Genomic DNA, 22,271 nt, shown 5'->3' on the forward strand with positions numbered 1-22,271 from the left:
AGGAGTCACTCCAAGACTTCAGATCAGATACTTTCGAAAACCCCGCCCACCCACCGGAGCACTCACGTGAACCAGACCGGACAAGGGGGTGAGCCTGGACGGTTCCAGGCAACCGGAAGAGCATACAACGCTTGCTTCCGTCCCACGAAACTACCATGACCGGCTGAGTGATCGCTCCGGCCACCGGTCCGGACGGCCCCCCTCCCCGCCCCCCGATAACCTGCCGGTACCACCCCTCGCCGCAGCCGTGCCCGTGCTGCCGCCCCCACCGGCCATCGCGGCGTCCCACCCGGAGGAGACCTGGTGCTGCACACGCTCGACGCCCCGGCCGTGCGCACCTGGTGCCAGCTCGCGCTGCGCGCGCTCGGCCAGGCGCGCGAGGAGATCGACGCGCTCAACGTCTATCCGGTCCCGGACGGCGACACCGGCACCAACCTCTACCTGACCGTCGAGTCCGCCGCCGCCGAGGTGGAGAGCCGCTTCGCCGACCCCGCCGCCGGACCGGCCCCCGGACTGGCCGACGCGGCCCGCGCGATGGCCCGCGGCGCGCTGGTCGGCGCCCGCGGCAACTCCGGCGTGATCCTCGCCCAGTGGCTGCGCGGCACCGCCGAGACGCTGGCCGAGGGCGGCGGCGCCGAGCAGTTGCGGGCCGCCCTGCAGCGGGCCGCCGACTCCGCCTACCAGGCCGTCGCGGAGCCCGTCGAGGGCACCCTGCTGACCGTCGCCCGGGTCGCCGCCCGGGAGGCCGTCCGGGCCGGGGACGGGCTCGCGCAGGTCGCCGACACCGCGTACCGGGCCGCCCGGGACGCGCTGCGGCACACTCCCGAGCAGCTCGCCGTGCTGGCCGAGAACGGCGTGGTGGACGCGGGCGGGCGCGGCCTGGTGGCCGTCCTCGGGGCGCTCGCCGACGCCGTCGCCGGGCAGCAGCCGATGGGGCCGGTCGCGCTGCGCGGGGACGTCCGGGCCGTCGAGAGCTGCGAGGCGCACGTCCGACCGCCGGGCCCGGGCCACCCCGCCTTCGAGGTCATCTACCTGCTGGACGCGCCCGACGAGGCGCTGCCCGCGCTGCGCGAGCGGCTCGGCGGGCTCGGTGACTCGCTGGTGATCGGCGGCGGCGACGGCCTGTGGAACGTGCACGTCCACGTGGACGACGCGGGCGCCGCGGTGGAGGCCGGGGTCGGGGCCGGGCGCCCGCACCAGATCCGGATCACGCACTTCGCCGAGGCCGCCGCCCGGGCCGGCAGCACCGCCGCCGAGCCCGGCGAGCGGGAGGAGCGGGCCCGCGCGGTGCTCTCCGTGGTCTCCGGCGAGGGCCTGGCCGAACTCTGCGAGCAGGCCGGCGCCCTCGTCCTGCACGCCGACCCGGACCGCCCGCCGGCCAGCGCCGAACTCGCCGCCGCCGTGCGCCGGTCGGCCGCCCGGGAGGTCGTCCTGCTGCTCAACGACCCGGAGCTGCGGGCCGCCGCCGGGGCCGCCGCCGACCAGCTGCGCGAGGAGGGCGTCCGGATCGCCGTGCTGCCCACCCGCTCGCCGGTGCAGGGCCTGGCGGCGCTCGCGGTGCACGAGGGCGGCCGCCGCTTCGACGAGGACGTGGTCGCCATGACCTCCGCCGCCGGGGCCACCCGGTACGCCGAACTCGCCGTCGCCGAAGGGGAGTCCTGGACGATGGCCGGGGTCTGCCAGGCCGGGGACGTGCTCGGGCTGATCGACGGCGACGTCGCGGTGATCGGCCGCGGGCTGGAGGAGGTCGGCGCGAGCGTGCTGGACCGGATGCTCGGCGCGGGCGGCGAACTCGTCACCCTGATCCTCGGCGGTGGCACCGACGCGACGCTCGCCGACCGGCTGGTCGCGCACGTGCGGCACCGGCGGCCAGAGGTGGACGCGGTGGTCTTCCACGGCGGGCAGGAACCGGCGCCGCTGCTCATCGGCGTGGAGTGACCGGGGCGGACCGGCCGGGGCGGGGTGATCGGGGCGGAGCGGCGGCCGAGGGGCGGAGCGGCGGGCGGCGGGAGGCCCGGTTCGTCGGTCCCGTGGTGTAAACAGGGCCCTGATGGGCGCTCTCGATGAACCACTGACCACACTCGTCGGCGACCGCACCGCGAAGGTGCTCGCCGACAGCCTCAAGCTGCGCACGGTCGGGGACCTGCTGCACCACTACCCGCGCCGCTACGTCGAACGCGGCCAGCTCACCAGCCTGGACGAGCTGGAGGCCGACGAGCACGTCACGGTGCTGGCCCGGATCGAGAAGGTCACCCTGATCCCGTTCCGCGGCCGCAAGGGCGACCGCCTGGAGGTCGTCGTCACCGACGGCCGCAGCCGGCTCTCGCTGGTCTTCTTCAACCAGGGCTGGCGCCAGCGGGAGCTCAAGGCCGGCGCCCAGGGCCTGTTCGCGGGCAAGGTCGGCGTCTTCAACCGCACCCGTCAGCTGGTCTCCCCGGACTACCAACTCCTCGACGAGGACGCCGGGTCGGACGCCGCGCGGCAGTTCGCCGGCCGGCTCATCCCGGTGTACGGCGCCAGCGCGCAGATGCCCAGCTGGAAGCTGTCGATCTGCGTCGAGACCGCGCTCACCAAGCACCTCGGCGACGTCGGCGAGCCGCTGCCCGCCGAACTGCGCGAGCGGCACGACCTGATCCCGCTGCCCGAGGCGCTGGAGCTGATCCACCGCCCGCGCAGCCAGGCCGACCGCGAGCGGGCCCAGAGCCGGCTGCGCTGGGACGAGGCCTTCGTGCTCCAGGTGGCCCTGGCGCAGCGCCGGGCCGCCGACTCCGCGCTGCCCGCCAAGCCGCGCAGGGCCCGCGCGGGCGGCCTGCTGGACGCCTTCGACGCCCGGCTGCCGTTCACCCTCACCGAGGGCCAGCGGAAGGTCTCCGCCGAGATCGCCGCCGACCTGGCGACCGAGCACCCGATGCACCGGCTGCTCCAGGGCGAGGTCGGTTCCGGCAAGACCCTGGTCGCGCTGCGCGCCATGCTCGCCGTGGTGGACGCGGGCGGTCAGGCCGTCCTGCTGGCACCGACCGAGGTGCTCGCGCAGCAGCACCACCGGTCGATCGTCGAGATGATGGGGGACCTCGCCGAGGGCGGCATGCTCGGCGGCTCGGACCTCGGCACCCGGGTGGTGCTGCTGACCGGCTCGATGGGCGTCGCCGCCCGCCGCCAGGCGCTGCTCGACATGGCCTGCGGGGACGCCGGCCTGGCCATCGGCACCCACGCGCTGATCGAGGACAAGGTCCAGTTCCAGGACCTCGGCCTGGTCGTGGTCGACGAGCAGCACCGCTTCGGCGTCGAGCAGCGGGACGCGCTGCGCGCCAAGGGCGAGCAGCCGCCGCACCTGCTGGTGATGACCGCGACCCCGATCCCGCGCACCGTCGCGATGACCGTCTTCGGGGACCTGGAGACCTCCGTCCTGGACCAGCTGCCGGCCGGCCGCTCGCCGATCTCCACCCACGTCGTCCCGGCGCTGGAGAAGCCCAACTTCCTCACCCGGGCCTGGGAACGGGTCCGCGAGGAGGTCGGCAAGGGCCACCAGGCGTACGTGGTCTGTCCCCGGATCGGGGACGAGGAGCCCGCTGCGAAGGCCGATCCGAGGAAGGCCGATCCGAAGAAGAAGCGGAAGCCGGCCGAGGAGGACTTCGAGGACATCGCCGACCTCGGCGCCGCGAGCGACGAACGGCGGCCCCCGCTCTCGGTGGTGGAGACCGCCGAGAAGCTGACCGGGGGCCCGCTGAGCGGCCTGCGGGTGGAGATCCTGCACGGGCGGCTCGCGCCGGAGGCCAAGGACGAGGTGATGCGCCGGTTCACGGCCGGCGAGGTGGACGTGCTGGTCGCCACCACCGTCATCGAGGTCGGCGTCAACGTCCCCAACTCGACCGTGATGGTCATCCTGGACGCCGACCGCTTCGGCGTCTCCCAGCTCCACCAGCTGCGCGGCCGGGTCGGCCGCGGCACCGCGGCGGGCCTGTGCCTGCTGGTCAGCGAGATGCCCGGGGGCAGCGCCGCCCGGGCCCGGCTGGACGCGGTGGCGGGCACCCTGGACGGCTTCGAGCTGTCCCGGATCGACCTCGAACAGCGGCGTGAGGGCGATGTGCTGGGCCAGGCGCAGTCCGGGGTGAAGTCCTCGCTCAAGGTGCTCTCGGTGCTGGAGGACGAGGAGGTCATCCTCACCGCCCGGACCGAGGCCACCCGGCTGGTCGCCGAGGACCCGGACCTGGCCGCCCACCCGGAGCTGCGCACCGCGCTGGAGAGCCTGCTCGACGAGGACCGCGCGGCCTACATGGAGAAGGGCTGAGCGGGTTCGGTCGCACCCGCGCGGCCCGGGAATTGTCAGACCCCCGCGAGAGAATGAAGGTGTTCAGGGCGCACCCCAAGGTGCGTACCTGGCGCGACACTTGGGGGTCCTGCCATGGCATTCCGTCATCTCAACGAGCTCCCGCTGGGCGACAAGGTCTTCCGGATCGAACTCGCCAGCGACGACGACCGCGAGGTCACCCTCACCCTGACCGGCTGGCGCGAGGGGGCGGCCGCCGCGCCGCTCGCCTCGGGCAAGCTCCGCCTGCCGGTCGAGGACGTCGCCTCGCTGCGGATCGCGCTCAACCGCGCGCTGCGGGCGCTGGCGATCGTCGCCGACGTCTCCGAGCCCATCCCCGACCGCGACGTGCTGCGCGAGCTGTACCCCGGCCACGGCGCCCCCTGGGTGCCGCAGCACGAGGAGGAGTTGGTCCGGCGCTTCCACGACGGCGAGACCGTCGCCCGGATCGCCGCCCGCTTCGGCCGCACGCCCGACTCCGTCCGGACCAAGCTGCGCGAGCTCGGGCACGACCCGCGCCGCCCCGAGTTCTGCCCGCCCGACGGCTGCCTGTCCTGGTCCCGCTACGCCTCGCCGGCCCTGCTCGGCGCGGCCGCTCCGGCGCGGTCGGCGGGTTCCGAGGCGAGCTGACCGCCCGAGTGCGCGGGCGCGGTCCGGCGGGGCGCACCCCGCCGGGCCGCGCCCGTTCGGCGTGAGCGCGGTGATCGGGCCGGCGCCGGTCGGGATAGCGTGGTCGGGCAGCGACGAAAGGACCTCCCCCCACCATGACCCGCGTGATCGCCGGGGCGGCCGGCGGCCGCCGACTGGCCGTACCGCCCGGCCGGGGCACCCGGCCGACCTCCGACAAGGCCCGCGAGGCGATGTTCTCCACCCTGGAGGCGCTGCGCGGCACCCTGCACGGGGCCCGGATGCTGGACCTGTTCGGCGGATCGGGCGCGGTCGGTCTGGAGGCGCTGTCCCGCGGCGCCGAGCACGTCCTGCTGGTCGAGGCGGACGGGCAGGCGGCCAGGGTGATCCGGGAGAACGTCCGCACGATCGGCCTGCCCGGCGCCGAGGTGCGGGCCGCGAAGGCGGAGAAGGTGGTCGCCGGCCCGCCCCCGCAGAGCCCGTACGACCTGGTGTTCCTCGACCCGCCGTACGCCGTGACGGACGAGGAGCTCCGCGAGATGCTGATCACACTGTCGGCCGGGGGCTGGCTCGCGGAGGACACACTCGTCACCGTGGAGCGCAGCACCCGGGGCGGCGAGTTCGGCTGGCCCGAGGGCTTCGAGGGGCTGCGCTCCCGCCGCTACGGCGAGGGCACGCTCTGGTACGGTCGCGCCGCCGCGGCCGACCAGCAGGAGTAGCGGGCCGCGGGCCCGCCAGAGCCGTCACCCGACGAGGGAGCACACACGCCATGCGCCGAGCCGTCTGCCCCGGGTCGTTCGACCCGATCACCAACGGTCACCTCGACATCATCGGGCGGGCCTCGAAGCTCTACGACGTGGTGCACGTCGCGGTCCTGATCAACCGCAACAAGCAGGGCATGTTCAGCGTCGAGGAGCGGATCGGCCTGATCGAGGAGGTCACCGCGGACTTCGGGAACCTGGTGGTCGAGTCGCACCACGGTCTGCTGGTGGACTTCTGCCGGGAGCGTGGCATCCCCGCGATCATCAAGGGCCTGCGGGCGGTCAGCGACTTCGACTACGAGCTGCAGATGGCCCAGATGAACCACGGCCTGACCGGCGTGGAGACGCTGTTCGTGCCGACCTCGCCGACGTACAGCTTCCTCTCCTCGACGCTGGTCAAGGAGGTCGCCTCGTACGGCGGCGACGTCTCGCACCTGCTGCCCGAGACGGTGCACCGCCGGCTGGTCGAGCGGATCGCGGAGCGCAAGGCCGCGCAGTAGTCGGCAACTTGTCCTTTTCTGCCGGTTCGTCATGACTTGTCCGGTGGCCTGCGGGCCCGTTCGGCACGGACGTTGTGCCCCTGCCCCGGGGTGGCCGTACAGTCTGTAGTCCTGCCCTGCGGTGAGGTCCACCGCGCCGGGCCTGCCTCCGCCGGACCGTCGGCGGCACACGGAAAGACGAAGCCCCGTGGACGTGCAGAACAAGGTCGACGAGATCGTGGCGGCAGTGGAGAACGCCCGCTCGATGCCGATGTCGGCCTCCTGCGTGGTGAACCGGGCCGAGCTGATCGGCCTGCTCAACGACCTCAAGGCGGCCCTGCCCGCCGAACTGGCCCAGGCCCAGTCGGTGATGGCCGACCACGAGCAGGTGGTGGCCGGCGCCCAGGCCGAGGCCGACCGGATCATCCAGGGGGCGCACAGCGAGCGCGGTTCGCTGATCTCGGACACCGAGGTGGTCCGCCAGGCCCAGTCGCAGGCCGACCGGATCCTCGCCGAGGCGCGGGCCGAGGTCGAGGCCAAGCGGGCCGAGGCCGACGACTACGTGGACAGCAAGCTCGCCAACTTCGAGGTCGTGCTGACCAAGACCCTCGGCGCGGTCGGCCGCGGCCGCACCAAGCTGCGCGGCGACTCCAGCGTCTTCGAGGGCGAGCCGGAGGGCGACGCCGACGCCGAGGAGTTCCGCCCGCAGCGGCTCAGCCCGAGCCCCGAGGTGGACGAGTACGTCGACGTGAAGCTCGCCACCCTGGAGAGCGTGCTCGGCGCGACCCTGGAAGCCGTCGGCAAGGGCCGCGACAAGCTGCTCGGCAAGCGGCCGATCGACGAGCTGGGCGCCTACCTGGCCGCCGCCGACGAGGCCCAGCAGGCCAAGGAGCGGGCCGAGGCGGTGGCGGCGGGCTTCGCCGACGACCCCGACGGCGAGGACATCGCCTGGTACCGCGAGGACGTCCCGCAGCAGCAGACCTGGCCCGAGCAGACCCCGGCCGCGGCCGGCTGGCAGACGCCCGGGGCCGACCAGTACGCGGCCGCCCAGCAGCCGGGCGGACAGTACGCCGAGGTGTACGGCGGCGGCTACGACCCGGCCGGCCAGGGAGACCCGTACAACGCCCAGTGGGGCCAGCAGCACGACGGCTACCAGCAGCAGGGCTACCCGGCCCAGCAGCAGGACGCATGGGGGCACCCCCGCCCGGAGGCTGGGGGAGGCTACCAGCAGCAACAGCAACAGCAGCCGCAGCCGGGTTACGGCGCGCAGCCGTACGACGGCTACACCTACCCGCAGCAGCCCGCCACCCCGCCGGCCCTGCCGCAACAGCAGCAGGGCCTGGACGAGACCAGCTTTTTCGACACCAGCATGATCGACATGACCAGGCTGCGGGAGCTCGGCGGCCGCTGAGCGGACCCCGCGGTCGCTGGGCGGACCTCCGCGGAGTCTCCTGACGGGACCGAAGTTGGGCCTGGCGGGAGACTCCGGTAGTCTGACCACTCCGGCATTCCCATGTCCGGCTTTTCGCTTGCCCGCGCGACGCCGACGTGACGGAGACGCCCCGATCACTCATTCCGATGGAAGTCAGGACACCGTGAACCGCCTCGACCACCGCGACCCCCTCGTGTTCGACACGCACGAGCTGGGCCGTCGTCCCGGTGCGATGCGCAAGGTGAGCCGGACCCTGGAGGCCCCCGAGGGCTTCGGGATCATCGACGTGATCGCCGTCCCGGAGAAGAGCCCGATCGAGCTGGAGCTCCGCCTGGAGTCCGTGGTCGAGGGCGTGCTGGTCACCGGCACCGCCGGCGCCCACGTCGAGGGCGAGTGCGTCCGGTGCCTGGAGCCCGTCGAGTTCGACATCGACGTGGACTTCCAGGAGCTGTACTACTACCCGGAGTCCGACGAGCGCCACCGCGCCCGGACGACCGGGACCGAGGACCTCGACGAGGACCCGGAAGAAGAGACTTACCGCCTGGAGGGCGATTTCTTCGACCTCCAGCCGGTGCTGCGTGACGCGGTGGTGCTCGCACTGCCGCTGCAGCCGGTGTGCCAGGAAGACTGCCTGGGCCTGTGCTCCGAGTGCGGAGCGCGCCTGAGCGACGACCCGGCGCACCACCACGATGCCGCCGACCCCCGGTGGGCGGCACTGCAGGGACTCTCCGCCGCCCCCGGCGACGAGGGTGACGGAACCAAGACCAGCGACACCCGTGAGGGTCTCGCCGAGAACCAGGAGAAGTAGCCGTGGCTGTTCCGAAGCGGAAGATGTCGCGCAGCAACACGCGCCACCGTCGGTCCAACTGGAAGGCCGTCGTCCCGGCCCTCGTGGCGTGCGACCGCTGCCACGAGCCGAAGCTGGGCCACATCGCGTGCCCGAGCTGCGGCACGTACAACCGTCGCCAGGTCCTCTCGGTCTGATCGGCGGGGTGCACGGATCGATGTCGGACGGTAACTCCACTCGCAAGGCGTCCTCCGCCCCGAAGGGTTCCTCTTCGGGCGGTGGCAAGGCCGGCGGGCCGGCTTCGACCGAATACGACGTCCTGGAAGGGCGCCTCGGGTACACACTCGAGCGCGCCCTTCTGGTACGCGCCCTGACCCACCGCTCGTACGCGTACGAGAACGGGGGTCTGCCCACCAACGAGCGCCTGGAGTTCCTCGGCGACTCGGTGCTGGGCCTGGTGGTGACCGATACCCTCTACCGCGTCCACCCGGACGTCCCGGAGGGCACGCTCGCCAAGCTGCGCGCCGCGGTGGTCAACTCCCGCGCGCTCGCGGACGTCGGCCGGGGTCTGGACCTCGGCGCGTTCATCCGGCTCGGCAAGGGCGAGGAGGGCACCGGCGGCCGCGACAAGTCGTCGATCCTCGCCGACACGGTCGAGGCCGTGATCGGCGCCGTCTACCTGGACCGGGGCCTGGACGCCGCCACCGAGTTCGTCCACCGGCTGTTCGACCCGCTGATCGAGGAGTCCTCTCAGCTGGGCGCCGGCCTGGACTGGAAGACCAGCCTCCAGGAGCTCACCGCCTCGGTGGGCATCGGGGTGCCCGAGTACGTGGTCATGGAGTCCGGTCCGGACCACGAGAAGACCTTCACCGCGGCGGCCCGGGTGGCCGGCGAGGACTTCGGCAGCGGCGTCGGCCGCTCGAAGAAGGAAGCCGAGCAGAAGGCCGCCGAGAGCGCCTGGCGCGCGATCAAGGAGAAGTACGCGGACCGGCTGCCCGCCGGAGCCAAGGGCTGACGCAGCGGGCGCCCGGTCCGGGGCCCGCCTGAAGTAGCCTTCTCCTGTTGATCGTTCCGCAGGAGGCGTTGTCCCGTGCCCGAACTCCCCGAGGTCGAGGTCGTCCGCCGTGGTCTGGCCAGCTGGGTCGCCGGGCGCACCGTCGCCGACGTCCAGGTGCTGCACCCGCGCGCGGTGCGCCGCCAGCCGGCCGGCGCCGCCGACTTCACGGCCCGGCTGACCGGCGCCACCCTCGGCAGCGCGCAGCGCCGCGGCAAGTACCTGTGGGTGCCGCTGGGAGGCGGCACCGGCGCGGGATTCTCGCTGATCGGCCACCTCGGGATGAGCGGCCAACTCCTCGTCCAGGACCCGTCGGTGCCGGACGAGACGCACCTGCGCGTCCGGCTGCGCTTCACCGACGGCGGGCGCGAACTGCGCTTCGTCGACCAGCGGACCTTCGGCGGCCTGGCGGTCGAGGAGGCCGAGGACGGCGACCCGGAGGGCACGCCCGTCTCCATCGCGCACATCGCCCGCGACCCGCTCGACCCGCGCTTCGACGACGGGGCCTTCGTGGCCGCGCTGCGCGCCAAGCGCACCACCGTCAAGCGCGCGCTGCTCGACCAGACCCTGATCAGCGGCGTCGGCAACATCTACGCCGACGAGGCGCTGTGGCGCTCCAGGCTGCACTACGACCGTCCGACCGCGACGCTCACCCGCCCGCAGGGTGCCCTGCTGCTGGCCAACGCCCGGGACGTGATGACGGCGGCGCTCGCCGTCGGCGGCACCAGCTTCGACAGCCTCTACGTCAACGTGAACGGCGAGAGCGGCTACTTCTCCCGGGACCTCGACGCCTACGGCCGCGAGCACGAGCCCTGCCGCCGGTGCGGCACCGCGATCCGGCGGGCGGCCTGGATGAACCGCTCCAGCTACTTCTGCCCCCGCTGCCAGCGCGTGCCGCAGGCCCGCAGCGGGGGCTGAGCCGGCCCTACGTGCGGCCGGCGAGCTCGGGCTGCTCGGCGCCGGTGTCGCCGGGCGCGCCGTGGGTGTCCTGGCCGAAGTAGGCGACCCCGACCGCGGACACCACCGCGAGCAGGAAGCCGAGCACGCCGAGCCAGCCCAGGCCGGGCTTGGAGGAGTCGCCGAGCCAGAGCACGCCGACCGCGCCGGGCAGCACCGTCTCGCCCACCACCAGCGCGGCCGTCGCCCCGTTCACCGAGCCGATCTGCAGCGCCACGGTGTGGATGTACATGCCGCCGAGGCCGCCGATCAGGATCGCGTACAGCGCCGGGTCGGAGAGCAGCGCGCCGAGCTCGAACGGCTCGACGCCGTTCAGGATGCGCACGCCGACGCCAAGGGCGCCGAAGCCGAGGCCGGACAGCAGACCGGCGACGATCGCGCCGCTCGCGCCCATCCGCCGCACCAGCAGGCTGCCGCCGACCAGCACCACGGTGGTGACGATCAGCAGCCACCAGTGGAAGGACATCGCCGCGTGGTGGCCGCCCTCCGGGCCCGCGGAAACGGCCAGCAGCACCAGCGCCGAGCAGAGCACCCCGATCGAGGCCCACTCCAGCTGCTTGAGCCGCAGGCCCAGCAGCTTGATGCTGAGCAGTGCGGTGATCACCAGGTTGGCGCTGATGATGGTCTGGGAGAGGAACAGCGGCAGCAGCCGCGCGGCCAGCGCGCCGAGCCCGAAGCCGACCAGGTCGAGCACCGTGCCGAGGATGAACTCCCAGGTGACGGCGGCCTTCGCGGTCGAGGACAGGCTCGGTCCGCCGTGCTCGGTGGTCCCGGTGGTGGCGCCCTTGGCGGCCTCCTCGCGGGCGGAACGGCGGGATCCGACGGCCTGCAGGACCGAGCCGGTGCCGTAGCAGGCGGATGCCGCCACGGCAGTGACGAGGCCGATGATCACCAGGTGCTCCGATCGGGAGTCGAGTCAAGAACGGGTCATGGGACCGGCGGTTCGGGACCGCCGTGCCGGTTCGCGCGGTACGGTCGGCACGCCCCTCGGAGCGCCCCGGAATCGGGCCGGACCCGCCGGGACGTACGTCCGGGCGCCTCCTGCGGTTCCCGCGTCCCACCCGCGTCGGGGTCGGCTGGGGGAAACATCATCCCCGAGAAGGGGAGCGGCCCCGGCGGACGGCGGGGAGTCTTGTCGTAACCAGTATGCGAAGGGTATGGCGTGGTCGGACGCCGCTCGCGGTAGCGTCGGGGGCATGAGAACCCTTGCACGACCTTCCCGGGGCGCCGGGCCGCTTGCCCTGGTGGCGGCGCTGCTCGGGCTGCTGCTCCTGCTGGCGCCGGCCGCCTCGGCCGCCGGCGGGCTGAGCGACGCCTCCGCCACCCTGAAGAAGGGCAAGGTCTACGTCGACCCGGCGATGGCCGACCGCTTCAGCCAGGACCAGGCCGATGCCCTGACCAAGAAGATCGAGAAGGCCGACAAGCCGATCTTCATCGCGGTCGTCCCTGACTCGCCGGCCTACGGCAAGGACACCGTCTTCAAGGACCTGCGCACCATGGTGGGCATCGACGGGGTCTACGGGATCTGGCGCGGCAACCAGTTCGCGGCCCGGGCGGACCGCGGCGCGCTGGCCGCCGGCCTCCCGGAGCGGATCTCCGGCGCCGCCTTCCGCTCCCACAACGGCGACATCGACGCGACCCTGAACGACTTCGTGGACCAGGCCGCCCCGCAGACCAAGGGCGAGGGCGTCAACCACAGCACCTCGATCGCCTGGGTGGTCATCCCGCTCGTGCTGGTGGCGCTGGCCGGCACCGGCGTCTTCCTCCTCTTCCGCCGTGCCAAGCGGCGCAAGGAGGAGCAGGCCCGGGCCGAGCTGGACCAGCTGCGCCGGGTGGTGGACGAGGACATCACCGCCTTCGGCGAGGAGCTGGACCGGCTCGACTTCAACCCGGGCGCGGCCGACGCCGACGACGCCCAGCGCACCGACTACACCCACGCCCTGGACTCGTACGAGAAGTCCAAGCGCCTGATGGACGAGGCCACGCGGCCGGAGGACGTCAAGCAGGTCACCGAGGCGATCGAGGACGGCCGGTTCGCGCTGGCCACCCTGAGCGCCCGGCGGGACAAGCGCCCGCTGCCCGAGCGCCGTCCCCCGTGCTTCATGGACCCGCGCCACGGTCCGTCCGTCAAGGACGTGGACTGGTCGCCGGCCGGCGGCTCCGCCCGGTCCGTCCCGGTCTGCCAGGCCGACGCGGACCGGGTCGCGGCCGGCCTCGACCCGGCGGTCCGCACCGTCGACACCGAGCACGGCCCGCAGCCGTACTGGAACGCCGGCCCGGCGTACGCCCCGTACGCGGGCGGCTACTACAGCAGCTTCGGCGGCGGTCTGCTGCCGGGCCTGCTGGTCGGCACCATGCTCGGCTCGATGATGAGCGGTCCGGCCTACGCCGCGGCGCCGATGATGGACGGCGGCCACCACGGCTACCAGGACCAGCACGAGGGCGGCGACTACACCGGTGCCGACTTCAACGGCGGTGACTTCGGCGGCTTCGGCGGCGGTGACTTCGGTGGCGGCGGCGACTTCGGCGGGGGCGGTGACTTCGGAGGCGGGGACTGGTAGTCCCGGTCCGAGCGTCCGACCCCACGCGATCCCCGCGTGATCCCCGGGTGATCCCACGCGATCCCGTGCGGCCCCGCCGGTTCTCCGGCGGGGCCGCTCCGGCGTCCGGGCACCCGGGCCCGAGCTGTGCCCCGCCGGGCGGGCCGCTAGGGTCGGGGCATGCACGGTCGCGACGCCCACAGTGAGGAACCGGTCCGGGTCACCGCCTGGGTCCGGGGGAAGGTCCAGGAGGTCGGGTTCCGCTGGTGGACCAGGGCACGGGCGCTGGAGATCGGCCTGACCGGCTATGCCGGCAACCTCGGCGACGGCCGGGTCCAGGTGGTCGCCGAGGGGCTCGCCTCCGACTGCGAGCACCTGCTGGCCCTGCTGCGCGGCCCCGGAACCCCGGGGAACGTCAGCGGCGTGACCGAGATCTGGACGGCCGTCGGCCCTGGTTACCGGGGTTTCGAGATCCGCTGAGCCACCGCCCGCGGGCCCGCCGCCGGACCGGCCGGGAAATGATCCGGAACTGTCGGTGTCACGAGGTTGCCATCCGGGCAGACTCGTGGTTGACTCCGCATCGAACGATGATCCACGAGCAGGTGGTGGACCCTCCCGAAGGCCCCCCAGGCGTGACGACACCGCCGGGCAGGTGACAGGGTCGCGGTAGCGTGCGGTGATCGTGTTGACCCTTTCCGTCTTTGGTGAGACGCTGGAAACCCGCGCACACGACCGCGTTTATCCGGCAGGCGCATGCCCTCGTGAGCCCAGCTCACGGTGGTTGTGCCGTAGTGCCCAGCCAGCACTTCCGGTGACGCGCCGCGCGTGCGTCCCCCTTCCCCCTAGACCTGGACCGTTCCGGTTCGGTCACTCAGCGTGGAGGACCATTCATCATGGCAAAGGCGCTTCTCGGGTACGTCGGCGGCCCCGACCCGCGAATGCTCTCCGAGATGCGACGGCTTCAGCAGCGCGTCCAGGACCTGGAAGCCGAGCTTCTTCGGATGCAGGCTGAGAACGACGCTCTCACCGCTGTCGCTGACGAGCACTCGCTGCTCAACAGCATCGATCTGGACCAGCGGGAGCCGGCTCTCACCTGAGTCCCGCCCGGTCCTCGCAGATCGACGCCGCTGTGCACTGAGCCGCCCCGAAAGGGACGCAGCTTGCAAGGGACGCCCTGATGTGGCGTCCCTTCGTCGTGTCCGGCGCCGGATACAGTCGCAGACCGGGGCCCCTGGCGAGCGACGAGGAGACCGGCCGCGTGCACCTGAAGAGTCTGACGCTGCGCGGGTTCAAGTCCTTCGCCTCCAGCACCACCCTGCGCTTCGAACCGGGCATCACCTGCGTGGTCGGCCCGAACGGCTCCGGCAAGTCGAACGTGGTCGACGCGCTCTCCTGGGTGATGGGCGAGCAGGGCGCGAAGTCGCTGCGCGGCGGCAAGATGGAGGACGTCATCTTCGCCGGGACCAGCGGGCGCGCCCCGCTCGGCCGCGCCGAGGTCAGCCTCACCATCGACAACGCCGACGGCGCCCTGCCGATCGACTACTCCGAGGTGACCATCACCCGGACCATGTTCCGCAACGGCGGCAGCGAGTACGCGCTCAACGGCGAGACCTGCCGCCTGCTGGACATCCAGGAGCTGCTCTCCGACTCCGGCATCGGCCGCGAGATGCACGTCATCGTCGGACAGGGCCGGCTCGACTCCGTCCTGCAGGCCGACCCGATGGGCCGCCGCGCCTTCATCGAGGAGGCGGCCGGCGTCCTCAAGCACCGCAAGCGCAAGGAACGGGCGCTGCGGAAGCTGGACGCGATGCAGGCCAACCTCAACCGGGTCCAGGACCTGGTGGCCGAGCTGCGCCGCCAGCTCGGCCCGCTCGGCCGGCAGGCCCGGATCGCCCGCCGGGCCGCCGGGATCCAGGCCGAGCTGCGCGACGCCCGGCTGCGGCTGCTCGCCGACGACCTGTGCACGCTCCGCCGGGCGGTCGAGGCCGAGGTCGCGGACGAACTGGCGCTGCGGCTGCGCCGCACCACCGTCGAGCAGGAGCTCGCCCGCGCGGTCCAGCGCGAACGCGTCCTGGAGGCCCAGGTCCAGCAGCTCGGACCGAGCCTGGAGACGGCCCGGCAGGCCTGGTACCGGCTCTCCGCGCTCGCCGAACGCAGCCGCGGCACGCTCGGACTGGCCGAGGCCCGTGCCCGGCACGCCGCGACCGGGGGGCGGGCCGAGGAGCGGCGCGGCCGCGACCCGGAGGAGCTGGAGCAGGAGGCGCAGCGGGTCCGGGAGGAGGAGGCGGCGCTGGCCGAGGCGCTGGAGGAGGCGCAGTACGCGCTGGCCGAGGCGGTCGAGCGCAAGGCCGAGCTGGAACGGGCGCTGGCCGCCGAGGAGCGCCGGCTGCGGGACGCCGCCCGGGCCATCGCCGACCGCCGGGAGGGCCTGGCCCGGCTGCAGGGGCAGGCCGCCGCCGCCCGCTCCAGGGCCGCCGCGGCGCAGGCCGAGACCGGCCGGCTCACCGAGGCGAGGGACGAGGCGCGGCTGCGGGCCGAGGCCGCGCAGGGCGAGCTGGACGAGCTCCGGCAGCGGGTCGAGGGCGAGGCGGGGGAGGACGAGCGGGCCGAGGCCGGGTACCGCGCGGCGCGCGAGCGGCTGGCCGCCGTCGAACGGGAGCTCGCCGCCGCCCGGGAGGCGGCCGGCGCCGCCGAGCGAGAGCGGGCCGGGCTCACCGCGCGGCACGAGGCGCTCTCGCTCGGACTGCGCCGCAAGGACGGCACCGGCGCCCTGCTGGCGGCTGGGGAGCGGCTGGGCGGCCTGCTCGGCCCGGCGGCCGCGCTGCTGCGGATCGAGGCCGGGTACGAGGTGCCGGTGGCCGCAGCGCTCGGCGCGGCGGCCGACGCGGTGGCCGTCGACTCGCCGTCCGCGGCCGCGGAGGCGCTGCGGCTGCTGCGGGCGGACGACGCCGGGCGGGCCGCGCTGCTGATCGCCGGTGTGGGCGAAGTGCCGTGCGGGGGTGTGGAGTTGCCGGGCGGGGCAGCGGAGTTCCCGGGCGGGGAGGTGGAGTTGCCGGACGGAGCCCGGTGGGCCGCCGAACTGGTCGACGGCCCGGCCGAGTTGCTCGGCGCGGTGCGGCAACTGCTGGCCGGGGTGGCGGTGGTCGCCGACCTGGACGCGGCGCTGCGGCTGCTCGCTGAACACCCACGGCCGTCCGCCGGGCAGCCCGGACCGTCCGCCGTCGTGGCCGTCACCGTCGACGGGGACCGGCTGGGCGCCGGCTTCGCGCACGGCGGCTCCGCCGGAGCGCCGAGCCTGCTGGAGACCCAGGCGGCGGTGGCCGAGGCGGCCCGGGAGATCGGTCAACTCACCGTCCGGTGCGCCGAGTCGGCCGAGCTGCTGGCCGAACTCACCGCGCGGCGGGGGGAGTCGGCCGCCGAGCTGGACCGGCTCGGCGAGCTGCGGCGGCAGGCGGAGAAGGGGCGGGCCCAGGTCGCGGGCGCGCTCGGCCGCCTCGGTGGGCAGGCCCGGGCCGCCGTCGGGGAGGCCGAACGGCTGTCGGCCGCGGCCGCGCGCGCCGAGCAGGGCCTCGCCGAGCTGCTGGCCGCCGCCGAGGAGTCGGCGCAACGCCTGGCCGCGGCCGAGGAGTCGGCGGACGCGGGGGAGGACGAACCGGACATCGCCGAGCAGCAGCGGCTGGCGGAGGCCGCGAGCACCGCCCGGCAGGCCGAGCTGGAGGCCCGGCTCGCGGTGCGCACCCACGAGGAGCGGGTCCGCGCGCTGGCCGGACGGGCGGACCAGCTGGACCTGGCAGCCCGCGCCGAGCGCGAGGTGCGCGCCCGGGCCGCCGAGCGCCGCCGCCGGGCCGAGCACGACGCCGGGGTGGCGAACGCCGTCGCGGCGGGCGCCCGGCAGCTGCTGGCCTGCCTGGAGGTGTCGCTGGCCCGCGCGGACGCCGGGCGGGCGGCCGTCGAACGGGCCCGCGCCGAGCGCGAGGCGGAGCTGCGGAACCACCGCGAGCAGGGGCGCGGCCTCAAGGAGGAGCTGGACAAGCTGGTCGACGCCGGGCACCGGGACGAGGTGCTGCGGGCGGAGAAGCGGCTGCGGATCGAGCAGTTGGAGTCCCGCGCCCTGGAGGAGTTCGGCATCGACGGCGGCGAACTGCTCGCCGCGTACGGACCGGACCGGCCCGTCCCGCCCGCGACGCCCGAGGAGGGGCAGGAGCCGGGGGAGCCGTACCCGTACGTGCGGGCCGAGCAGGAGCAGCGGCTGAAGGCCGCCGAGAAGGCGTACCAGCAGCTCGGCAAGGTCAATCCGCTGGCGCTGGAGGAGTTCAGCGCGCTGGAGGAACGGCACCGGTTCCTCGGCGAGCAACTGGACGACCTCAAGCGCAGTCGGCGCGACCTGCTGGACATCGTCCGGGACGTGGACCAGCGGGTCGAGCAGTTGTTCACCGCCGCCTACCACGACACCGCCGCCCAGTTCGAGGGCGTCTTCGCCCGGCTCTTCCCGGGCGGGGAGGGCCGGCTGGTGCTGACCGACCCGGACGACATGCTGGCCACCGGGGTCGAGGTCGAGGCCCGCCCGCCCGGCAAGAAGGTCAAGCGGCTGTCGCTGCTGTCGGGCGGCGAGCGCTCGCTGACCGCGGTGGCGATCCTGGTGGCGATCTTCAAGGCCCGGCCCAGCCCGTTCTACGTGATGGACGAGGTGGAGGCGGCGCTGGACGAGACCAACCTGCGCCGGCTGATCGGCATCATGGAGGAGCTGCGGGAGAGCTCCCAGCTGATCGTGATCACCCACCAGAAGCTGACCATGGAGTCCGCCGACGCGCTGTACGGCGTGACGATGAAGGGCGACGGCATCTCGCAGGTGATCAGCCAGCGGCTGCGGGCGGAGGCACCTCCGGCCCGCCGGGCCGGGGCGGAGCAGCGGGAGCGGCCGAGGGGGGCACGCACCGCGTCGGTGTAGGGCGGATGCGGTCCATCCGGCCTCCGGTCGCGGATACTGGAGCCGTTATGGAATACGTGATCCTTGCCGTAGTCATCGCCGTGGTCGCCATCGGCGCGATCGCGGGCCTCGTCGTTTCCGGCAGACGACGCCAGCAGCTGCCCCCGAAGTCGCAGGCGCCGGTCATCACGGCGCCGAAGCCCACTCCGCGGGAGCCCCAGGTCGGCGAGGAGTCCGCGCCGCCGACGGAGGAGCCCCGCCGCACTGTTGAGGAGGTGGAACTCCCGGCGGAGCCGATGGCCCCCGAGGTCGTCGAGGCCGTCGAGATCGTGCCCGCCGAGGCCGAGGCGATTCCCGCGGTCGAGGTCCCCGAGCCCACCGCCGGCCGGCTGGTCCGGCTGCGCTCGCGGCTCTCCCGTTCGCAGAACTCGCTCGGCAAGGGCCTGCTCTCGCTGCTCTCCCGGGAGCACCTGGACGAGGACACCTGGGAGGAGATCGAGGACACCCTGCTCACCGCCGACGTCGGCGTGGCCCCCACCCAGGAGCTGGTCGAGCGGCTGCGCACCCGGGTGAAGGTGCTCGGCACCCGCACCCCGGACGAGCTGCGCGCGCTGCTGCGCGAGGAGCTGGTCGAGCTGATCGGCAAGGACTCCGACCGCACCGTCCGCTCCACCAAGCACGAGGAGGGCCCGGCCGTGGTCCTGGTCGTCGGCGTCAACGGCGTCGGCAAGACCACCACCACCGGCAAGCTGGCCCGGGTCCTGGTCGCCGACGGCCGTACGGTGGTGCTCGGCGCCGCCGACACCTTCCGGGCCGCCGCCGCCGACCAGCTGCAGACCTGGGGCGAGCGGGTCGGCGCGCGGACCGTGCGCGGCCCGGAGGGCGGGGACCCGGCCTCGATCGCCTTCGACGCGGTCAAGGAGGGCATCGCCGAGGGTGTGGACACCGTGCTGATCGACACCGCGGGCCGGCTGCACACCAAGACCGGTCTGATGGACGAGCTGGGCAAGGTCAAGCGGGTCGTCGAGAAGCACGGCCCGGTGGACGAGGTGCTGCTGGTGCTGGACGCCACCACCGGCCAGAACGGTCTGATCCAGGCCCGGGTGTTCGCCGAGGTGGTCGACATCACCGGCATCGTGCTGACCAAGCTGGACGGCACGGCCAAGGGCGGCATCGTGGTCGCGGTCCAGCGCGAGCTGGGCGTGCCGGTCAAGCTGATCGGGCTCGGCGAGGGCGCGGACGACCTGGCGCCGTTCGAGCCGGGTGCGTTCGTGGACGCGCTGATCGGGGACTGAGGCTCCCCGTCGGCCCCGTCGGTCCTGCCGGTGCTCGGGGCCCGCGCCGGGCCGGTCGGGTCCGGTCGGGTCCGGTCGGTCCGATCGTACGAAAGGGTCCGCTCCGCTCGGGGCGGGCCCTTCGGCGTCGGGTCAGCGCGCCCCGGAGGCGAGTGGGCCGGTCACGAGGCGATCCAGGCCGGCTCGGCGGTGCGCTCGCGGCCGCGGTGGCAGGCGTAGGCGAGGGTGCCGAGCAGCAGCCGGGCCTCGGGCGGGCAGCCGGCGTTGTCACGGGTGGGGCGACGCAGCCAGCGGACCGGGCCGAGGCCGCCGAGGACGGTGGGCGGGGCGGCGACGTAGCCGCCCTCGCCGTGGCAGGTGAGGTCGAGCGCGGCGTCGTCCCAGCCCATCCGGTACAGCAGGTCGGGCAGCCGGCGGGCGGCGCCGGCGGCGACCAGGAACTGCAGCCGGCCGGTGGGGGCGGCGAGCACCGGGCCGACCTGGGTGCCCATCCGCTCCAGCCGGACCAGCGCCTGCAGGCCCGCCTGCTCGGGGACGTCCAGGACGTCGAACGCGCGGCCGGTGGCGAACAGCACCGAGCCCTCGGCGCGGCCGGCCCGGGTCCGGCGCTCGCCGCCCGGCACGGGGTGCAGGCCGGGCGCGCCGCAGCGGGCGGCGCCGCAGGGACAGCGGGTCGGGGCGGTGGCGGAATCGGCCGGGTCGCCGGTCGTGACCGCCCAACCCCAGCGGCCGGTGTACTCCGCGGCGGCCTGGGACGCGGTGACCTTGGTGCGGCGGCGCGCGCCCAGCGGTGCCAGCCGCAGGTGCCCCAGTCGAAGTTCGCCGAACAGGTTGTCCATGCCTCCCCCAACAGGTTCTCGTTGCCGATGGTTACGGGATGGTGACTGTGTGTCGATTGTCAGCTGCGTGGTGCGTAGTGCGGTAGCGGCGCGCAGCGCGTGGCGTGCGCCTGTTCCGGTGGTGCGCCTCGGGCGCCGCCTTGTGGGGGCGGCACGGATGCCGGATCGTCGGGTACGCGAGACTGTTGCCGCCCGGAGTGGGTGGTGAACTCGCTTGTGGCTGCGGTGGATTGCGAGTGCTGCCGGGTCTTCCGGGATGGTCCGGGCGACATGGCGGCCCGCATATGCCGGACCGTCGGGACTACCCAGTGAAGCGTGTGCCCCCTGGCTTCGGTTCACTCCTGGGGGTGGCGAAAGGTGGCGTTTCGCCAGGGGCGCTCCCACGGGCACCTCGCGGGGCATTACGTTCGACGGGCGGATGTCCTGGAGGAGCCCGCTCCGGGCCGCCGGAGAAAGGGAGTTGGGAATCTGACGGAGCGTCCGCGACGATGGCACGCCAGTGCGAGGGCGCGGCGCGGCACCACCTCAGGCACGGCACGACTGGCAAGAGCCCGCAACCGTCGGGCGGTCACGATCGGGGGCCCCGCTAGGGGCCGGGCGGGATGGGACGTTCCCATGGCAGAGAAGCAACCCAATGAGAAGCTGACCACGTGGTTCGCCCGCAGCGGATGGTCCAAGGGCGAGTTGGCCCGCCAGGTCAACCGCAGGGCCCGGCAGATCGGCGCCCACCACGTGTCCACCGACACCTCCCGGGTGCGCCGCTGGCTCGACGGCGAGCAGCCCCGCGAGCCGATCCCCAAGATCATGTCGGAGCTGTTCTCCGAGCGCTTCGGCTCGGTGGTCTCGATCGAGGACCTCGGCCTGCGCGCCGCGATCCCGGTCTCCACCGTGGGCGGCGGCGTCGACCTGCCGTGGAGCGGTCCGCAGACCGTCCAGCTGATCAGTGACTACTCCCGCAGCGACCTGATGCTCAACCGCCGGGGCTTCCTCGGCACCTCGCTGGCGCTGACCGCCGGCGCCGCGCTGATCGAGCCGATGCAGCGCTGGCTGACCCCCGGCCCGACCGGCATCCCCACCCCGATCCTCACCGCGGCCAACGGCGGCGAGGCGTTCACCGGCCGGCTCTCCGAGCCCGAGCTGGAACTGCTGGAGCAGACCACGGTCATGTTCCGCCAGTGGGACGCGCAGAACGGCGGCGGGCTGCGCCGCAAGGCCGTCGTGGGCCAGCTGCACGAGGTCACCGACCTGCTCCAGGAGACGTACAGCGAGGACACCACCCGGCGGCTGTTCCGGCTCACCGCCGAACTCGCCCACCTGGCCGGGTGGATGTCGTACGACGTCGGGATGCACCCGAGCGCGCAGAAGTACTACGTGCTGGCCCTGCACGCGGCCAAGGAGGCCGGCGACCGCCCGTTCGGCGCGCTGATCCTCACCGACATGAGCCGCCAGATGATCCACCTCAACCGGGGCGAGGACGCCCTGGAGCTGATCCATCTGGCGCAGTACGGCAGCCGCGACACCGCCACCCCGCGCCAGCAGTCCCTGCTGTACGCGATGGAGGCGCGCGCCTACGCGACCATCGGGGAGATCAACCGCTGCGCCCGGGCGATCCGGCTCTCCGAGGACACCTTCACCGACATCCGCGAGGGCGACGAGGAGCCGGACTGGCTGAAGTTCTTCTCGCCGGCCGAGCTGAACGCCGAGAACGCGCACTCCTTCCGCGACCTCGCCTACCACTCCGACAACGCCCAGCTGTACGCCTCGCTGTCGGCGCCGGTGATGGAGCGCGCGGTGGACCTGTTCCGCCAGGACGGCGACCACGTGCGCTCGTACGCCTTCAACCTGATCGGCATGGCCAGCGTGCACCTGCTGCAGAAGGAGGCCGAGCAGGCGGCGGTGATGGCCGAGCAGGCGGTGGACATCGCGACCAAGGTGCGCTCGGAGCGGCTGAACTCCCGGGTGCGCAAGACCACGGAGGCCGCGGCGGCCCGGTTCAAGGGCGTGGACGCGGTGAGCCGGCTCAAGGAGCGGGTCGTTCAGGACATCCCGGAGTACGTCTCGGTGGTCTGAGCGCCGGTCCCGGCCCGGACTCCACCGACCGTGGCGGCCGCCGCCGTCACGGTCGGTGGTACGTCGACCGCTGTTGTCACGCTCGGTGGTGACTCCGCCGCCGGGGGCGCGTCCGGGGCCGGGCGCGCCGGCGAACGGTAGCCCGTCCGGGTGGCCGCAGGGCTGCGGTTCACGCAGCCGTAACCCGCGCGTCGCAC

General features: G+C 73.8%; 18 protein-coding genes. 16 read left to right on the top strand and 2 right to left on the bottom strand.

Going from position 1 to position 22,271, the window contains the following annotated elements; translation table 11 throughout:
* The first annotated feature begins 303 nt into the window (after window positions 1-303).
* The 10 genes from AB0Q99_RS24960 (at window position 304) to mutM (ending at window position 10,364) form a co-directional block, all read left to right on the top strand.
* Window positions 304-1,938, top strand: a complete 1,635-nt coding sequence (locus AB0Q99_RS24960; RefSeq protein ID WP_363575319.1) for a DAK2 domain-containing protein — start codon at window positions 304-306, stop codon at window positions 1,936-1,938.
* Window positions 1,939-2,050: 112 nt separating this feature from the next.
* Window positions 2,051-4,288, top strand: coding sequence for an ATP-dependent DNA helicase RecG (gene recG, locus AB0Q99_RS24965; RefSeq protein ID WP_363575320.1), 2,238 nt, complete (start codon window positions 2,051-2,053; stop codon window positions 4,286-4,288).
* 114 nt (window positions 4,289-4,402) lie between these two features.
* A complete protein-coding gene (locus tag AB0Q99_RS24970; RefSeq protein ID WP_363575321.1) occupies window positions 4,403-4,936 on the top strand; it encodes a hypothetical protein in 534 nt (177 codons plus the stop codon).
* 134 nt (window positions 4,937-5,070) lie between these two features.
* Entirely contained in the window at window positions 5,071-5,652 is a 582-nt protein-coding gene (gene rsmD, locus AB0Q99_RS24975) for a 16S rRNA (guanine(966)-N(2))-methyltransferase RsmD (RefSeq protein WP_363575322.1), read from the top strand.
* Between the two features lie 50 nt (window positions 5,653-5,702).
* Window positions 5,703-6,194 carry a pantetheine-phosphate adenylyltransferase gene (coaD, locus tag AB0Q99_RS24980; protein WP_363575324.1) on the top strand — a complete coding sequence of 164 codons (492 nt, stop codon included), beginning with the start codon at window positions 5,703-5,705 and terminating at the stop codon, window positions 6,192-6,194.
* Window positions 6,195-6,381: 187 nt separating this feature from the next.
* Window positions 6,382-7,584, top strand: coding sequence for an ATP synthase F0 subunit B (locus AB0Q99_RS24985; RefSeq protein ID WP_363575326.1), 1,203 nt, complete (start codon window positions 6,382-6,384; stop codon window positions 7,582-7,584).
* 184 nt (window positions 7,585-7,768) lie between these two features.
* Window positions 7,769-8,413: a DUF177 domain-containing protein gene (locus AB0Q99_RS24990; RefSeq protein ID WP_363575327.1), complete on the top strand. Its 645-nt coding sequence runs from the start codon at window positions 7,769-7,771 to the stop codon at window positions 8,411-8,413.
* Between the two features lie 2 nt (window positions 8,414-8,415).
* Window positions 8,416-8,589, top strand: a complete 174-nt coding sequence (gene rpmF / locus AB0Q99_RS24995) for a 50S ribosomal protein L32 (protein WP_030056747.1) — start codon at window positions 8,416-8,418, stop codon at window positions 8,587-8,589.
* Window positions 8,590-8,609: 20 nt separating this feature from the next.
* Complete coding sequence (gene rnc / locus AB0Q99_RS25000) at window positions 8,610-9,407, top strand: ribonuclease III (protein WP_363575329.1); 798 nt, start codon at window positions 8,610-8,612, stop codon at window positions 9,405-9,407.
* A 75-nt stretch (window positions 9,408-9,482) separates the two neighbouring features.
* Complete coding sequence (gene mutM / locus AB0Q99_RS25005; RefSeq protein ID WP_363575331.1) at window positions 9,483-10,364, top strand: bifunctional DNA-formamidopyrimidine glycosylase/DNA-(apurinic or apyrimidinic site) lyase; 882 nt, start codon at window positions 9,483-9,485, stop codon at window positions 10,362-10,364.
* Window positions 10,365-10,371: 7 nt separating this feature from the next.
* Here mutM and AB0Q99_RS25010 read toward each other — a convergent pair whose 3' ends face one another.
* The gene (locus tag AB0Q99_RS25010; RefSeq protein ID WP_363575333.1) at window positions 10,372-11,295 is read right to left on the bottom strand and encodes a hypothetical protein; all 924 of its coding nucleotides are present in this window, start codon (window positions 11,293-11,295) and stop codon (window positions 10,372-10,374) included.
* Between the two features lie 304 nt (window positions 11,296-11,599).
* Here AB0Q99_RS25010 and AB0Q99_RS25015 point away from each other — a divergent pair, with 304 nt between their 5' ends.
* The 5 genes from AB0Q99_RS25015 (at window position 11,600) to ftsY (ending at window position 19,165) form a co-directional block, all read left to right on the top strand.
* Window positions 11,600-12,964: a hypothetical protein gene (locus AB0Q99_RS25015; RefSeq protein WP_363575335.1), complete on the top strand. Its 1,365-nt coding sequence runs from the start codon at window positions 11,600-11,602 to the stop codon at window positions 12,962-12,964.
* A gap of 159 nt (window positions 12,965-13,123) precedes the next feature.
* The gene (locus tag AB0Q99_RS25020; protein ID WP_363575337.1) at window positions 13,124-13,423 is read left to right on the top strand and encodes an acylphosphatase; all 300 of its coding nucleotides are present in this window, start codon (window positions 13,124-13,126) and stop codon (window positions 13,421-13,423) included.
* A gap of 413 nt (window positions 13,424-13,836) precedes the next feature.
* Window positions 13,837-14,040, top strand: coding sequence for a hypothetical protein (locus AB0Q99_RS25025; protein WP_045702518.1), 204 nt, complete (start codon window positions 13,837-13,839; stop codon window positions 14,038-14,040).
* Between the two features lie 161 nt (window positions 14,041-14,201).
* On the top strand, window positions 14,202-17,891 hold the full coding sequence (smc, locus tag AB0Q99_RS25030) for a chromosome segregation protein SMC (protein WP_363575339.1): 3,690 nt from the start codon (window positions 14,202-14,204) through the stop codon (window positions 17,889-17,891).
* 47 nt (window positions 17,892-17,938) lie between these two features.
* A complete protein-coding gene (ftsY, locus tag AB0Q99_RS25035) occupies window positions 17,939-19,165 on the top strand; it encodes a signal recognition particle-docking protein FtsY (RefSeq protein ID WP_363575341.1) in 1,227 nt (408 codons plus the stop codon).
* Between the two features lie 161 nt (window positions 19,166-19,326).
* Here the strand turns inward: ftsY and AB0Q99_RS25040 are convergent, their stop codons facing one another.
* Window positions 19,327-20,004 (bottom strand): bifunctional DNA primase/polymerase, encoded by a 678-nt coding sequence (locus tag AB0Q99_RS25040; RefSeq protein WP_363575343.1) that lies wholly within the window; start codon window positions 20,002-20,004, stop codon window positions 19,327-19,329.
* A gap of 615 nt (window positions 20,005-20,619) precedes the next feature.
* On the opposite strand from AB0Q99_RS25040, the gene AB0Q99_RS25045 reads away from it, so the two are divergent.
* On the top strand, window positions 20,620-22,074 hold the full coding sequence (locus AB0Q99_RS25045; protein WP_363575344.1) for a hypothetical protein: 1,455 nt from the start codon (window positions 20,620-20,622) through the stop codon (window positions 22,072-22,074).
* Window positions 22,075-22,271: the final 197 nt, after the last annotated feature.

The sequence above is a fragment of the Kitasatospora sp. NPDC086791 genome (assembly GCF_040685975.1).
In the GTDB taxonomy this organism is placed as follows: Bacteria; Actinomycetota; Actinomycetes; order Streptomycetales; family Streptomycetaceae; genus Kitasatospora.

Coding starts and splice junctions, on each gene's coding strand:
- AB0Q99_RS25015 (WP_363575335.1), top strand. CDS start 11,600: ATGAGAACCCTTGCACGACCTTCCCGGGGCGCCGGGCCGCTTGCCCTG.
- ftsY (WP_363575341.1), top strand. CDS start 17,939: ATGGAATACGTGATCCTTGCCGTAGTCATCGCCGTGGTCGCCATCGGC.
- coaD (WP_363575324.1), top strand. CDS start 5,703: ATGCGCCGAGCCGTCTGCCCCGGGTCGTTCGACCCGATCACCAACGGT.
- AB0Q99_RS25025 (WP_045702518.1), top strand. CDS start 13,837: ATGGCAAAGGCGCTTCTCGGGTACGTCGGCGGCCCCGACCCGCGAATG.
- rsmD (WP_363575322.1), top strand. CDS start 5,071: ATGACCCGCGTGATCGCCGGGGCGGCCGGCGGCCGCCGACTGGCCGTA.
- AB0Q99_RS25045 (WP_363575344.1), top strand. CDS start 20,620: ATGGCAGAGAAGCAACCCAATGAGAAGCTGACCACGTGGTTCGCCCGC.
- AB0Q99_RS25040 (WP_363575343.1), bottom strand. CDS start 20,004: ATGGACAACCTGTTCGGCGAACTTCGACTGGGGCACCTGCGGCTGGCA.
- recG (WP_363575320.1), top strand. CDS start 2,051: ATGGGCGCTCTCGATGAACCACTGACCACACTCGTCGGCGACCGCACC.
- AB0Q99_RS25020 (WP_363575337.1), top strand. CDS start 13,124: ATGCACGGTCGCGACGCCCACAGTGAGGAACCGGTCCGGGTCACCGCC.
- AB0Q99_RS24970 (WP_363575321.1), top strand. CDS start 4,403: ATGGCATTCCGTCATCTCAACGAGCTCCCGCTGGGCGACAAGGTCTTC.
- rnc (WP_363575329.1), top strand. CDS start 8,610: ATGTCGGACGGTAACTCCACTCGCAAGGCGTCCTCCGCCCCGAAGGGT.